The sequence below is a fragment of the Brevibacillus nitrificans genome, assembly GCF_003710965.1.
Taxonomy (GTDB): domain Bacteria; phylum Bacillota; class Bacilli; order Brevibacillales; family Brevibacillaceae; genus Brevibacillus; species Brevibacillus centrosporus.
Genome location: NZ_RHHU01000003.1, coordinates 373,885 through 388,194 on the forward strand (window position 1 = coordinate 373,885; position 14,310 = coordinate 388,194).

Sequence of the window (14,310 nt, forward strand, 5' to 3'; positions counted from 1 at the left end):
CTGAATAGGAGTTTACGGTTCCGAATTATAGCACACCTGATAGGGTGAACGCCAATCGTCTATTCTCTAGTATTGATTCCTTTTCTCGTGATATGATGGGAGAAAAAGGGTTGGGTGATCAGCATGGGGGAAAGATTTGAAACAAAAACCGTACATATCGGGCATCAACCATTGCGGCAAGTGCAGAGCAAGTCAACGCCGATCTACCAGACATCCGTTTTTGCATTTGAAGGCTTGGAAGAAGTGGAAAAATATTATACAGGCGAAGGAGAATACCTGTATACACGGAACGGCAACCCCAATCAGGCGGAGCTTGCGGACGCGATTGCAGCCTTGGAAGGCGCAGCTGCCGGTGTGAGTGCTTCCTCTGGGATGGGGGCGATCATGGCCGGACTGCTCGCTGTACTCCAGCCAGGCGATCATGTGCTGGCTTCACATGAGATTTACGGCGGTACCTATGCTTTGCTCAATAAAGAGCTCACCCGTTTTCAGATCGAGCTGGAATGTATTAACTTGAACGAATTGGAATCTCTTTCTGACCATATTCGTTCAACGACCAAACTCTTTTTCATGGAAACGATCACGAACCCGCTATTGACCGTTGCTGACATGCCTTTTTGGATCAAACAGGCAAAAAGCCACGGACTCACAGTGATGATAGACAATACGTTTGCGACGCCTTATCTGGTACAGCCGCTTTCCCTTGGTGCGGACCTCGTCGTTCATAGTGCCACCAAGTACATCGGTGGTCATAGCGACGTCACTTCTGGCGTTTTGGTCGGGAATGCGGAGCTGCTGGGAAGAGCACGGGAGATTGTGAGCAATTATGGTGCTTCGCTCAGCCCGTTTGAGGCTTGGCTGACGTCCAGAGGCTTGAAAACGCTGGCGCTGAGAATGGAGCGTCAATGCGACAACGCCCGTGAAGTTGCGAATTTCCTGAAACAGCATCCCGCTGTGAAAACGGTGTACTACCCTTCTGAGGAGTCGACTTCCTTTTTCGCTCGTCAAAAGCAGGGAGCGATGGTTTCCTTTACGCTCGCTGACGAGAGCGGTATCTATGACTTTTACCGCGCGTTGGAATGGATCAAATTTGCACCCTCACTAGCCGGTGTGGAAACGTCGGTATCGCATCCGGTAACGACTTCGCATCGTGCCTTTACCGAAGAACAGCGACAAGCTACAGGGATAACCATGGGGCTGGTTCGATTGTCTGTTGGGATTGAATCGGCAGCAGACATTATAGAAGAACTGGATCGGGCTCTAGGAAAATAGTTGGAAAAAAGTTTCCCGCAGCTTGTTACTTTCTTCTTGTTCAAAACGTATTACCTAGTTAAAGTAGAACAAGTATGTCTGAGCCGGGAAATCGATTTTGGTAAATCGAAAGCTGTGCTGTCAGGCTGGAGGAAAACGCAATGGGAATGGCAATTGAGCGTTCCGCGCAACCATCGGCCCAATCAAACGGGGACTTCTATGAGTCACGTCCATTTACAGAACTGTATGACGAGTATTTTGATCGCGTCAATCGTTATTTGCGATGCCGTGTGCAAAATCCCTGGGATGCAGACGATTTGACCACGGTGGTATTTTTAAAAGCGCTGGAAAAATTTGAACAATACAGCAGAACAAGTCCGTTCGCTTCCTGGATCTTCCGCATTGCTCACAACACGTTTGTGGATTTCGTGCGGAAGAACAGGGAGCTGCCCGTCGATCAGGAAGATTTGCTGGGGGCAGAACAGGACGATACATGGCAGCCGGAGAGGCAGGCGTTGACCAAGGAAGAAATACGCCTGCTTCGAGACCGGCTTGATTTGTTGTCCCAAGATCAAAAGGACGTTCTGATGCTCCGCTATTTTGCCGATCTTAAAATTGCGCAAGTGGCAGAAGTCTTGGGCAAGACGGAGTCGAGCATAAAAATGATTTCATACAGAGGGCTTCAAAAACTTCAAAAGATGTACGAAAAGGGGGAGTCCGAATGAAAGAAGAGGATCGAATCCCCCGGGACCGAACGGACGAGCAGACGGTCACATCGCTGCTATCCCATTTGCAGGAGATGCGCCAAGCTGTTCCGGTCAATTATCAATTGAAAACGGAACTGAAAAAGCAGCTGCTCCAAAGGATGAAGGAGCTGGAGCTGCAAAAAACGGATTCGGTTGTGGTGACAATGCCGCGCAACCGGAAAAAGCTGCTTCGTGTTTGCGCCGCAGTCATGATTGCCGCGATCACGGTTGGAGTCTATTCGTGGTGGGAAAAAGACGTTCTAGCCGTAGACAAGCAAGGCTTGCTGACGTTGCCTGCGCATACCACGGAGGAGCAGGTCGATATCGATCCTACGGGAAAAGAGGTTGCCTACCTCGTGTCTCCTTCGGTGATTCGGACGGTTTCCGTAGATGAAAAGAAGCATTCCCTGAATATCTCTTTGCCAGCTACGGACGGAGAATATCGCGCTTTATCTTGGGCCAATCACAATGAACAGGTCGCTGTCGTCGAGCAGAGCGGAAAACAAGCAAGGATCTGGATCGTCGACATTCCTGACCAAAATAATGTGAGCAGCAGCCGCTTGCTGAAGGAAGAGGAGAACGTCACCTATCATTCCCCTGCATGGTCTCCGGGCGACGAGACGATCGCCTACACGAGAGAAAAAGACGGGGTCGAGGAAATTTGGGTGAGCAGTACCGTTTCATTTCAGGAGTGGAAGCTGGCGGAGGGCTCGCAGCCGGAATGGTCGCCGGACGGCCGTTTCCTGGCTTATACGAAGGCAGGGAAAGTACAGGTCATGGAAGTGCGGACAGGAAATATTTCCGTTCTAGGAGATGGCAAGTGGCCGTCTTGGAGTCAAAATGCTGCGCTCACGTACACATCTCCAGAAGGGGTATTGGTGGAAGCTCAGGTGGACGAAGAACCATTCGCTTCAAAAGAGCTGGAGCTGTTGAATCTGTTTGGGGAGCAAGTGGTGAGAGGAAGCTGGTCTTCAGAAGGGAATCAGTTGCTCGTCGTGCATCGTGACGAACAACCGAAATCGCTGGTCATTTCTTTGGCGTCACGATAATGAGCGGAGGAACAAGGATGAGAGGGAAATGGATGTTGTTCTTCGCTGTTTTCTGGCTGTTATGTTCTGTAACGCCGGTTGAAGCGGAGAGCAACATAGAAATAAACGTAAACGTTCCATTGGGCGGATTAAGCAAATACAACGCATGGACGAGAGTAGAAGTGAATTTGGCGCCTCAAGAAACGCCTTTCCATGGCTTTGTTGAGCTGACAAAGGATAAGTCGGCGAAACGCTTGCACGAATCCGCATGGCGCCAGCAGGTTCATATCGAAGCGGGGAAGGACGCTACGATTACCTTTGATATGCCGTCACAGGTATTGCTTGATGATTGGTATGTACGTTTGACGGAAAATGGTCAAGTGGTTCAAGTGGAGAAGCTGCGAGTGCCTTACCCAAAAGACGGCCGAACCATTGGGGTAGTCCATCAAGGGGGAAGTGCCTTTCATTTTTTGGCGTTGCAGCCTTCTCAAGTGACGAAAGGAATTCCTTACACGATTCAAAATCTCGCGGTAGACAAGCTCCCTGACAGTGCTTGGCTCTATCAGAATCTGGACGTGCTGGCGATGGGAAGTGAGCTGGTGGAGAGCCTGCGAGCTGAACAGGTCAACGCGATCCGGGATTGGGTTCAAACAGGCGGGCTGCTCATTTTGTCGGCTGGACCCGGACAAGATGCGGTGGTAGAGCCGTTTCAAGCAGACATGCCAGTGGAGACAGGTCGAAGCGGGCAGGTAAACCTGAAGCAGGCCATCCAACGCTATACGGATGAAAAGGCCATTCCGGAAGGTAACCTTGCTGTTTTTAATCGCGATTTGCCTTTGTTCAGCGCAAAAGCGGTTGGCAAGGGAAGGATTCTTTTCGTCAATTACGATGTCACTGCCGAGCCAATGGCGTCCTGGCAGCACAACTCCCAGCTTTGGCAAAATGTGATGATGCAGCACGGGGCGCTTTCCCAGCTGGAGAATAGTCCTTTCCGCGATCAGATGCTCCATCCCTTTTTGGAGTTAAGCAAGCAGATCCCCGGAGTACAAACGCCAGCCCCCGTCTGGATGGTGGTGCTTTGGTGCGGTTATATCGTGGTCATCGCTCCCGTTGTCTACCTTTTGCTGAAACGAAAGGGCAGAAGGCAGTGGGCATGGGGCGTGATTCCGGTTACTGCTGTTTTAATGACGGTAGGCATTTATCTGTTTGGGAAACCACTCGTCGTAAAGTCGAGTGCAAGCTACGAAATCTCGGAGGTTCAAATCGTAGATGAGCAGCTCGCGCAGACCCGGACAGCTGCTACTTTTTTGGCGGTCGATCAAAATCAGTACGATATCGATGCACAGTCTTTGATGGTCGCCTTGCCGCTTTCCATGGGGAAAAATGACTACGTGCCAGAGGGAATGACAGCAAGGAATCAGCTGATTTCGTTTCGAAATGTCCCCTATCTTACGCCGAAACAAGCCATCGGCTTCGGAACTCTGCGGGATGCAGGCTCCTTTACTGCGCATTTGACCGTACATGCAGACCATCTGCAAGGCAGCGTGACCAATTCTACCCGCTTTGCCATGGAGACAGCTTTTGTCGAGATCGGATTGCAGCGAGTTCCTATCGGCCCACTGGCGATCGGCGAAGAAAAACAGGTCGACATCCGGCTCGATCCTTTGTTGATGCCGCGCACTGGAGAGGGGAATAAAAAACTGTCGCCTGAAGAGCGGCTGGAGCAATTAAAAGAGAATGTGCTCTCATTCAGTCGTGAAAACGAGCTGCGCCTAATAGGAGTGAATACAGAGCCTTTGCCTTTGCTCTCCATACAGGAGCCGCATCTCGCGCACTATTGGAATGTCGTGCATCAGACCGTACGTCTGGAAGCGGACGAGAAGGGAATGGTCACCTATCCGTACGGACTGTTGGGCATTTCCGTAAGCGATACAAGCGGTGACGTAGATTCGAATTCACCTTATCTGTGGGAGCTGGGAAAAGGCAGTATCACATTCGAACTGGATGCAGCCGGAACAGGGCTGAAAGTCGAGCGCTTGACGGTTCCTTTGGATCACAGTTCGTTTCGACCTTTTCATATCGAGGTCTTTTCCCAGAGAACAGGCAAATGGATAGCGCTCAAACGAGGGGAACGACTTGTAGTGGACAAGCAGCTGCAAGAAATGATGACGCCAAGAGGTACACTCCTCCTGCGTTTTACCCATCATGCTTCACCTCGACTTACACTGCCAACGCCTTTCTTTCAGGTAGAGGGGAGGGAGCAGGCTTGGTAATTGAAATGGTACACATCAGTAAACGATATGGTCAGCTTCATGCGCTGACGGACTTGAATTTTTCTGTAAAGCAAGGAACGGTATATGGCTTCATCGGCCCAAATGGTGCAGGAAAATCCACGGCGATGCTGATCCTGTCTACCCTGCTTGAACAGTCAGAGGGAGAAGCGTACGTATGCGGCGAAAATGTCCGGAAAAATCCCAAGGCGGTGCGTCAATCCCTCGGTTACATGCCAGATTTTTTCGGTGTGTATGACAACCTGACAGCGGTAGAGTATTTGGAGTTTTACGCAGGCGCATTCAAGATCCCTGCAAGGAAAAGGCCAGCACTAGTCGCTGACCTGCTGGAGCTCGTCAACCTTTCGCATAAAGCGGACGCCTACGTGGACTCCCTCTCTCGCGGGATGCAGCAGCGGCTGAGCTTGGCGCGCAGTCTGGTGCACGATCCGTCTGTACTGATCCTGGACGAGCCTGCTTCCGGTTTGGATCCTCGTGCCCGCATAGAGCTGAGGGAGATCATCAAGCAACTGCGCGGCATGGGCAAAACCATTCTGATTAGCTCGCACATTTTGCCTGAGTTAGCTGAGCTCTGTGACGAGATCGGTGTGATTGAGCAAGGGCGGATGATCGCAAGCGGTCCCGTCCGTGATATCAGTCAACGAAACCGCAGTCGAAAGCAGATGGTCCTGCGCACGTTGTCAGAAGAAGAATTAGCTGCTCGTATCTTGGATGAATGCCCATTTGTCAGCCAACTGAACGAGTATGTCGAGGAGTTTCGTTTTCGCTTTGACGGAACAGAGCAGCAAAAAGCCGGATTGCTGCATGAATTGATTGCGGCAGGCGTTGATGTAGTCTTTTATGGCGATGCCAAAGAGAATTTGGAGGATGTGTTTCTGGCCATCACAGAAGGAGTGGGTGGGTGATGGAGAGCTTTTTCTTCAATCCGATTCTCGTGAAAGAAATGCGGGAGAGATTTCGCTCGAAAAAAACGATGTTCATTTTAGGGCTCTATTTGCTCATCATGGGTGGGATTCCTTTGGGGTTTTTGCTCATGGATCCTGTACGGGCGAGTGCTCTCGGCGAAAATCGCAGCTTGTTCCTCCTGTCTGCCTGTATCCATTACGCGATGGTGTGCTTTGTTGCACCTGCTCTCACGGCGGGGGCGATCAGTGGGGAGAGGGAGAGACAAACCCTGCAGATTTTGCTGACAACCCAGCTTTCCCCAAGTACGATCGTCTTGAGCAAACTCATCACCTCACTTGCTTTTTCGGCGTTGCTGCTTGTGGCATCCATGCCGTTATACAGTATTGTCATCCTGTACGGGAGTGTCTCGCCAGAACAAATGGTTCAGCTGGTCGTCTTTCTCGGGGTGAACATGCTGTTTCTAGGCACACTCGGCCTGTTTTGTTCGACCTGGATCAAGCGGACTTCAGTGAGTACGATTACCTCGTACGGCATCGCGTTTTGCTTTATCGTCGGAACAGGGCTGCTCTTTTATTTTATCGGGCAGTCCTTGCAGCAAGCGTATCCCGAGCAGTTCCCAAACAACGAGGTGTGGAATCTGCCCGGACTTCAGATGCTGGCTGGGATCAATCCCGTCGTCGTTTTGTTTGGGATACTTGGGGAATCACTCGCCGATATCGATCAGCTTGCCTTTTCCCCATGGCTTTTCTTTTCTTGTTTTTACCTCGCGCTGACGGTTGTGCTAATTTGCTTGAGTGCGTATTGGCTAAAGCCGATCCGTAGGAAATGGTGGAGTTGGAAGAAACGCCCGAATCGTGTAAACTAAGAGAGTTGTGTTGGAAAAAGGAGGTTTTATGATGAGCAATCAAGAGGTACAAGTCATCGACTTTGAAGAAATGCTGCGTTTCATCGAGAAGCGCCTCGCCTCTGCTGGGACCTATGTCAAGCGAGAAGCGATCATCACCATTTTGCAGGCAGAGGAAGCATTTTTGCTGGAAAAAGGTGTATTGGAAGAATACAACGAGTAGACACTGGACAACCTGCCCATTGAGGTAGGTTGTTTTGATGAAGGGGCATGCTATATAGGATTGTTATATTCGCCTGTTTGCTTATACCGGAAAAAAACGGTATGATGGAATCGAGAACCAATAACATCGTAAGGACGTGAACGCTTTGACGGAAGAAAATAAAGATCTTGAATTGGGCGACATCATTACTCTGGATGACGAAAATGGTGAACCGTTGGGTGATTTTGAAGTAATCGCTATGTTCGACCTGAACGGTAAAGAATATATTGCCTTGACTGAAGCCATTGAAGATGAAGAAAGCGAAGAAGAGCTGGACGAGGAAGTAGACATCTTCGTTTTCCAAGTTGACGGCGGCGAAATGGTTCCACTCGAAGAAGACGAGGAAAGCACTGTGTATGCGAAGCTGAACGAAGTCCTCGAGGGAATCGAACTGATCAAGGAAGACTAATCGATTCATTTCAAAGGCAAAGCCACCGCTTGGGTTGATCCAGGCAGTGGCTTTTGATTTTTCCTTTGTCAGTCATTCATCTTGATGATATTGTCCTTCAGATCACGAACGACCAGGAGACATGTGTAATCCGTGTCCTGAAGCTCCCGCACGAGCGACGAGCATTCGTCTTTGGTCAAGCCGAGCTTTTCCAGACGTGTGCGCAGTTCTTCCCCGCCGTTGTCAAAGAAATGCGCTTTGCTGTCGATGTCACCGACGGCACTTTCAAAGTGGGTGCTGTATTTATAAAAATTGTTCCGTTGATTCGAGTGGTTTTTATCCGGATTCCACTTCAGAACCCAAATATCGTCTTTGTGGTAGCCCGATGAATTCAACGCTTGAATATCCGAGACAAGCTCTTGATCATACCGGTGGAATTTCACAAATGGCTTGGTTGCACTTATCACGATGGTTCCCCCCTTTTTCACGTCAGGAATCGATGCCTTACTAGGTTGCCCAGCCTTTGCAGGTGGATGAATGGAAAAAGTTGATGCATTCTCTTTGACCTTTCTTTACCAGTAATGCTACACTATAACTTGGTTATCATCTGTTGAAAATCGGCCATCTCGCACGGGGCGAGGTGGCTTTTTTGCCCCATCTCGATACCAGGATTGAATACAATGGGAAGCATACGGTACAATAGCGATTAAGTGTTCGCTTTTTTGGGCACATGAAATGGAAAAACAGGTACCTGGTATTGTTTTGCCATCTTCTCAAGAAGAAACCAGCTTCTGGTAAAGGGAGCTTCAGGAGTAGAGGCTTTTTAGGAAGTTGCTTAATGTAGAGGGGAGAACGCGATTGAAGGAAACAGACACACTTCATACGTTAACGTATACCGAAGAAGATATTCAGGTCCTCGAGGGCTTGATCGCCGTTCGCAAACGGCCAGGCATGTACATCGGCTCTACTGGAAGCAGAGGACTCCATCACCTCTTGTGGGAGATCGTGGACAATGCGAAGGATGAAGCGCTGGCCGGCGTGAACGATAGCATCATTGTGACTTTGTACAAGGATGGCAGTGTGAGCGTAGAGGACCACGGTCGTGGGATTCCTACCGGTATGCACAAAACAGGCCGTCCTGTGCCAGAAGTCATTTTTACGACTCTGCACGCCGGGGGGAAATTTGGCGGCGGCGGGTACAAAAAAAGCGGTGGTTTGCACGGAGTTGGCTCCAGCGTGGTTGTGGCTTTGTCCAAATGGCTGGAGGTCGAGATTCACCGCGAAGGGAAAATACATAAGCAACGCTTTGAATATCAGGTCGATGCAAAAGGAATCGAGCATGTCGGTAAACCGGTGACAGACCTTGAGATTATTGGCAATACGAAGCGCACAGGGACGACCGTCCGTTTTTTACCGGATGAAGCGATCTTTGGCAGCGTTCGCTTTGACTACGAAACCATTCGCGACCGTTTTCGCGAAACCGCCTTCTTGCTGAAAAAGCTGAAGATGGTTCTGATCGATGAGCGCGGACCGGAGAAAAAGCGTGAGGAGTTTTACTTCGAGGATGGCTTGAAATCCTACGTCGCTTATCTGAACGAAGGAAAAAATGCGCTTCACCCGATCGTGTACTTCGAAGGGGAAAAGGATAACGTCTACGTGGAGCTGGCATTCCAGTACAACGACGGTTACGCTGAAACGCTCGTTTCCTACGTCAACTCGATTGTCACCAGCGACGGCGGAACCCACGTAACAGGCTTTCGCAACGGGACGACCCGGATCTTTAACGAATTTGCCCGTAAAAAAGGGTATCTGAAAGACAAGGATCCCAATCTCACGGGGAATGATCTGCGTGAAGGCTTCCTCGGTGTTCTCTCGCTGCAAATGGCTGATGTCCAGTTTGAATCGCAGACCAAGGACAAGCTGGGGAATGAAGAGGCGCGAGCCATCGTGGAGCAGATCGTATCCGAGAAGCTGGGCTTCTTCCTGGAGGAAAATCCGGAGATCGGAAAGCTGCTGATCGACAAGGCTTTGCGCTCGGCAGAGATTCGCGAAGAGCTGAGAAAGCAGCGGGAAGCTTTGCGTGGAGACAAAAAAGGCAAGACCTCCAAAAAGCGCAAATCGATCTCGGAGAAATTCACACCGCCTCAGTACAAGGATTCCAAGCGAAACGAGCTTTTCCTCGTGGAGGGGGATTCTGCGGGTGGTTCTGCCAAGCAGGCGCGCAACTCCGAGTTTCAGGCGCTATTTAGCCTGAGAGGAAAGCCGTTGAATACGGAAAAGGCAAAGCTCTCCGAGGTCTTGGCCAACGAAGAGTTCCGCACCATTCTGGAAGTGCTCGAAACGGATATCGGAGAAGAGTTTGACATCGAGAATTGTGCATTTGATAAAGTCATCATCATGTCTGACGCGGACGTCGATGGTTCTCACATTCAGACTTTACTGCTGACGTTCTTCTTCCGCTACATGCGTCCGATGATTGCAGCTGGGCATCTGTATATCGCTCAACCACCGCTTTATCAGGTGAAAAAGCAGGGCCGAGGCGGCAAGCAAGCAGAAGGGGTTTACTGCTGGAGCGATTACGACCTAGAGCAGGCGTTAAAGCAAGCGGGCCGTGGGGCAGAGGTACAGCGCTACAAAGGTCTCGGTGAAATGAATCCGGATCAGCTGTGGGAGACCACGATGAACCCGGAGACACGCAAATTGATTAAAGTGCAATTGGAAGACCTCGCTCATTCGGAAAAACTGGTCACCGTGCTGATGGGTGACAAAGTTCCCCCACGACGTGAGTGGATTGAGAGTCATGTCACTTTTGAGATGGGGGAGGATGAATAAGCATGCTGTCCAATCAGATTATTGAGCAAAGCTTTGCCGAAATCATGGGCAAGCGCTTTGGAGATTATGCCAACCTGGTCATCCTGTCCCGTGCGATCCCGGATGCCAGGGATGGTCTCAAGCCGGTACAACGACGGATTCTTTACGCGATGTACGAGGAAGGCAATACAAACGACAAACCGTACCGCAAATCGGCCAAAACAGTCGGTTTCGTAATGGGTACCTATCACCCGCACGGCGACTCCGCCATTTATGAGACGATGGTGCGGATGGCTCAGTGGTGGAAAATGCGCCACGTGCTGATTCAGGGACATGGAAACTTCGGTAGTCTGGACGCAGACCCGCCAGCGGCGATGCGTTATACCGAGTCCCGCTTGTCGGCTTTGGCAAACGAGATGACGCGCGATATCGAAAAAGATACCGTGACCTTTATCCCGAACTATGACAACTCGGCACAGCAGCCAGCCGTTTTGCCATCGCGCTTTCCCAACCTGCTCGTCAACGGAGCCTCAGGAATCGCGGTAGGGTTTGCAACGGACATTCCGACGCACAACCTGGGGGAAATCATCGATGCGGCTGTCGCGCAGATGAAAAAGCCAACCATCACGCTGGATGAGCTGATGGAGCATGTAAAAGGCCCGGATTTTCCGACGGGTGCCATTGTTCAAGGTGTATCCGGCATTAAAAAAGCTTTTGAAACCGGACGCGGGCAGTTTATCATCCGTGCGAAGACGCATGTGGAAGAGCCAAAAGGCGGCAAGGTGAAAAAGATCGTCGTTTCCGAGCTCCCCTACGAGGTCGTGAAGTCCAAGCTCGTCGCGCAGATTGATGAGCTCGTGATGGAACGAAAAATCGAGGGTGCGATCGCGGTTCGCGACGAAACGGGCCGTAAAGAGGCGGAACAGAAAAAGGTCCGCATCGTCGTCGATATTCGCAAAGAAGCCGATGAACGTGCGATTCTCAACTACTTGTACAAAAATACCGATCTGCAGATCTATTACAACTACAACATGAACGTGATCCACGAGGGTACGATCAAGCAGATGGGCCTCAAAGCGCTGCTGGGTGCGTACATCGATCACCAAAAAGAGGTCGTCACGAGACGCTCCCAGTTCGATCTCGATAAAAAACAGCATCGGGAGCATATCGTCGAAGGTCTGATTCGTGCCAAATCCATTTTGCGCCAAATCGTCGATACGATCATGGATTCCGAGGATCGTGCTGATGCCAAGCGCAACATCATGGAGAAGTACGGATTTACCGATCTGCAGGCAGATGCGATCCTGGCGATTCAGCTCGCGTCTTTGACCCGACTGGACATCGTGAAGCTGGAGAAGGAGCTGGCGACCTTGGCGAAAGAAATCGAGGAGCTCAAATCCATTCTCGGCAGCGAAAAGAAACTCATCCAGGTGATTACGGGCGAGCTGAACGAGATCAAGAAAAAGTATGCAGAACCACGCTTGACCGAAATTCAGGGCGAGATCGAGGAGATCAAAATCGACATCGCCATGCAGATCAATGCGGAGGATTGCATTGTGACGCTCACCAATGAAGGCTACATCAAGCGTACCAGCCCTCGTTCCTTTAAGTCGGTGGGGGGAACGCTCGAGACCTGTGGGGTCAAAGAAGGCGACAGGGTGAGATATTTCGTGGAGACCAATACGTCCCACACCGCGCTGTTCTTCACCCAGGACGGCAAATACTTTGCGACCTTGGTCAATTCCTTCCCGGACGACAAGTGGAAGGATATCGGTTCGGCGATCGTCAACGTGATTCCGCTTGAAAAGCAGCAGAAGATCGTAGGCTTTACCATTGTCGAGAACTTCAAGCAGCCTCTGTACGTGTACCACGTGAGCAGACTGGGCCTGATCAAGAAAACAGCCTTGTCCGAGTATGAGACCAATCGTTCCGGAGCGCTTGTGGCCGCGAAGCTCAAATCCGAGGATGACGAATTCATCGCTGCCTTTGTAGTAAATGATGAGGGTGGTATTCTGGGTGCGACACGAGACGGCATGGGAATCCGCTTCCTGCGAACAGAGGTAAGTCCAACAGGACGAGCTTCCAGCGGGGTAAAAGCCATTGCGCTTGCCACAGGTGACGATGTGATCAAGATGATGCCAGTTGAGGCTGATGACACGCGTGCCTTTAGCCTGCTGACGACTGAAGGTGTGGTAAAGCGGACGGCGATTTCCGACATCCCGCTTCAAGGCCGTGCGGGTAAAGGTGTCACACTGATTCGCAAACGGAAGAACAACCCACATCAACTGATTGCATGCAGCATCGAGGAAACGATGTATGCCTGGACGGCGCAAAACGAATGGTCCCTGGTGGATACCGATCAAGTGATCGTAAACGAACAGGGTGGAATCGGCCGCGCGATCGTCGAGGGCGGAGCCAAAGCAGTTGCATTTGAAACGGTTTTGCCAACGGAAGAAGGGAAAGAGGAAGCATCGCCGAAAAACTCAGGCGAAGGAGCTCCCCCCCAAGGATCCGGACAGAAAACGGCAGATGGTCCATTCAGCTTGTTTGATCAGCGATCTGCCGAGGAGAAGGAGTGATAGCAGCATGTCTCGTCCGTTTGAAGCGTTTGTATCCCCACTAAACTGGCAGCAGCTGTCCTTGCTCCTGGATACGGTTCAATATTTCGAAGACGCGCCGAAATGGCTCTCGATTCCGAGTGAAGCGGGAGCCAGTGTGCCAGTGCCTATGACGTCCGAGACGCTGCGTGCCATGCTGACATGCACGAATGAGGACGATGCCTTCACACGTGTACCGTTTTCGATCGACTGGGAGGAAAAGGAAGAAGAGGAAGGCAAGGGTGTGCTGCTCGTAGTCTTGCCTACCGGGGAATCCATTCGTCAGGAGACGGTGCTATCCGAGTTTTCTCCTGTCTAATTACATCGACACAGCCTTGGTATCGGAGCATCCGAGCCAGGGCTGTTTTTCTTCCTGACGTTTTGGACTGGTCATAGGCGAGGGGTGGGCGTAAAATGGGGAGAGCAAGCAAGAGAAAGAAGGTAGCAGAGTATGGAACGCATGTTGGTAATCAGTGATATCCACGGGGAATTGGAGAAGTGGGAATCGCTCTTGGAACTAGTAAACTACGATCCGTCAGTGGATCAACTGATTCTCCTCGGAGATTATGTAGATCGTGGGCCAGCTTCCAAAGGAGTTCTGGACAAGGTCATGGAGCTGCACGCCAAAGGAGCCATCGTCCTGATGGGAAATCACGATCATATGATGATCAAGTCGTTCGAACAGGACCAAGTGTTCATCGAGCGTTGGTTTCGCAATGGAGCCTATAAAACGATGGAAAGCTACGGGCATCCTGCAGCGGAGCAAGAAAACGGCGCACCGCAGACATTGGAACTGACAGCGGAGCTAAAGCAGCATCTCTCCTTTTTGAAAGGTTTGCAATGCTACCACGAGACAGAAGAGTATATTTTTGTTCACGGTGGCGTGCATCCGACGACCCCGATCCATGAAACAGATCCGTACACACTGATGTGGATTCGCGAGGAGTTTCATAAAGGCTACAAAGGCGAAAAGACAGTTGTTTTCGGTCATACCCCGACGGAAGGTCTGCACGGGAAAAATGACGTTTACTTCGGGGAAAACAACATAATTGGCATCGATGGTGGCGCTGTTTTTGGCGGCCAGCTGAACTGCCTGGAATTGCCGAGCAAAAAGGTATATTCGGTGAAATAACGATCGTGTAGCAGCAGATGTGCCCGCCATTCTTTGTCTCGTTTCGGACGAGCA

General features: G+C 50.8%; 13 protein-coding genes. 12 read left to right on the top strand and 1 reads right to left on the bottom strand.

The window, feature by feature from the left end:
* Positions 1-123 precede the first annotated feature (123 nt).
* From EDM59_RS03745 to EDM59_RS03775, 8 genes are all read left to right on the top strand, one after another.
* Complete coding sequence (locus EDM59_RS03745) at positions 124-1,272, top strand: trans-sulfuration enzyme family protein (protein ID WP_183192790.1); 1,149 nt, start codon at positions 124-126, stop codon at positions 1,270-1,272.
* Between the two features lie 140 nt (positions 1,273-1,412).
* On the top strand, positions 1,413-1,976 hold the full coding sequence (locus EDM59_RS03750; RefSeq protein ID WP_092266803.1) for an RNA polymerase sigma factor: 564 nt from the start codon (positions 1,413-1,415) through the stop codon (positions 1,974-1,976).
* A complete protein-coding gene (locus EDM59_RS03755; RefSeq protein ID WP_122922378.1) occupies positions 1,973-3,046 on the top strand; it encodes a PD40 domain-containing protein in 1,074 nt (357 codons plus the stop codon). The genes EDM59_RS03750 and EDM59_RS03755 overlap by 4 nt, the downstream gene beginning before the upstream one ends.
* A gap of 17 nt (positions 3,047-3,063) precedes the next feature.
* Positions 3,064-5,298: a hypothetical protein gene (locus tag EDM59_RS03760; protein WP_122922379.1), complete on the top strand. Its 2,235-nt coding sequence runs from the start codon at positions 3,064-3,066 to the stop codon at positions 5,296-5,298.
* Complete coding sequence (locus tag EDM59_RS03765) at positions 5,292-6,221, top strand: ABC transporter ATP-binding protein (RefSeq protein ID WP_122922380.1); 930 nt, start codon at positions 5,292-5,294, stop codon at positions 6,219-6,221. The genes EDM59_RS03760 and EDM59_RS03765 overlap by 7 nt, the downstream gene beginning before the upstream one ends.
* Positions 6,221-7,087 carry an ABC transporter permease gene (locus EDM59_RS03770; protein WP_122922381.1) on the top strand — a complete coding sequence of 289 codons (867 nt, stop codon included), beginning with the start codon at positions 6,221-6,223 and terminating at the stop codon, positions 7,085-7,087. The genes EDM59_RS03765 and EDM59_RS03770 overlap by 1 nt, the downstream gene beginning before the upstream one ends.
* Before the next feature lie 31 nt (positions 7,088-7,118).
* Positions 7,119-7,289, top strand: a complete 171-nt coding sequence (locus EDM59_RS30950; protein ID WP_170184275.1) for a hypothetical protein — start codon at positions 7,119-7,121, stop codon at positions 7,287-7,289.
* Positions 7,290-7,434: 145 nt separating this feature from the next.
* Positions 7,435-7,737: a DUF1292 domain-containing protein gene (locus tag EDM59_RS03775; protein WP_092266808.1), complete on the top strand. Its 303-nt coding sequence runs from the start codon at positions 7,435-7,437 to the stop codon at positions 7,735-7,737.
* A gap of 68 nt (positions 7,738-7,805) precedes the next feature.
* Here the strand turns inward: EDM59_RS03775 and EDM59_RS03780 are convergent, their stop codons facing one another.
* Complete coding sequence (locus EDM59_RS03780) at positions 7,806-8,183, bottom strand: YflT domain-containing protein (RefSeq protein WP_122922382.1); 378 nt, start codon at positions 8,181-8,183, stop codon at positions 7,806-7,808.
* 391 nt (positions 8,184-8,574) lie between these two features.
* Here EDM59_RS03780 and EDM59_RS03785 point away from each other — a divergent pair, with 391 nt between their 5' ends.
* The 4 genes from EDM59_RS03785 to EDM59_RS03800 all read left to right on the top strand — a co-directional run bounded on the left by EDM59_RS03785 (position 8,575) and on the right by EDM59_RS03800 (position 14,256).
* The gene (locus EDM59_RS03785; protein ID WP_092266810.1) at positions 8,575-10,548 is read left to right on the top strand and encodes a DNA gyrase/topoisomerase IV subunit B; all 1,974 of its coding nucleotides are present in this window, start codon (positions 8,575-8,577) and stop codon (positions 10,546-10,548) included.
* Positions 10,549-10,550: 2 nt separating this feature from the next.
* The gene (gene parC / locus EDM59_RS03790) at positions 10,551-13,106 is read left to right on the top strand and encodes a DNA topoisomerase IV subunit A (protein WP_122922383.1); all 2,556 of its coding nucleotides are present in this window, start codon (positions 10,551-10,553) and stop codon (positions 13,104-13,106) included.
* Between the two features lie 7 nt (positions 13,107-13,113).
* On the top strand, positions 13,114-13,443 hold the full coding sequence (locus EDM59_RS03795) for a hypothetical protein (RefSeq protein ID WP_122922384.1): 330 nt from the start codon (positions 13,114-13,116) through the stop codon (positions 13,441-13,443).
* Between the two features lie 132 nt (positions 13,444-13,575).
* Positions 13,576-14,256: a metallophosphoesterase family protein gene (locus EDM59_RS03800; RefSeq protein ID WP_122922385.1), complete on the top strand. Its 681-nt coding sequence runs from the start codon at positions 13,576-13,578 to the stop codon at positions 14,254-14,256.
* Positions 14,257-14,310: the final 54 nt, after the last annotated feature.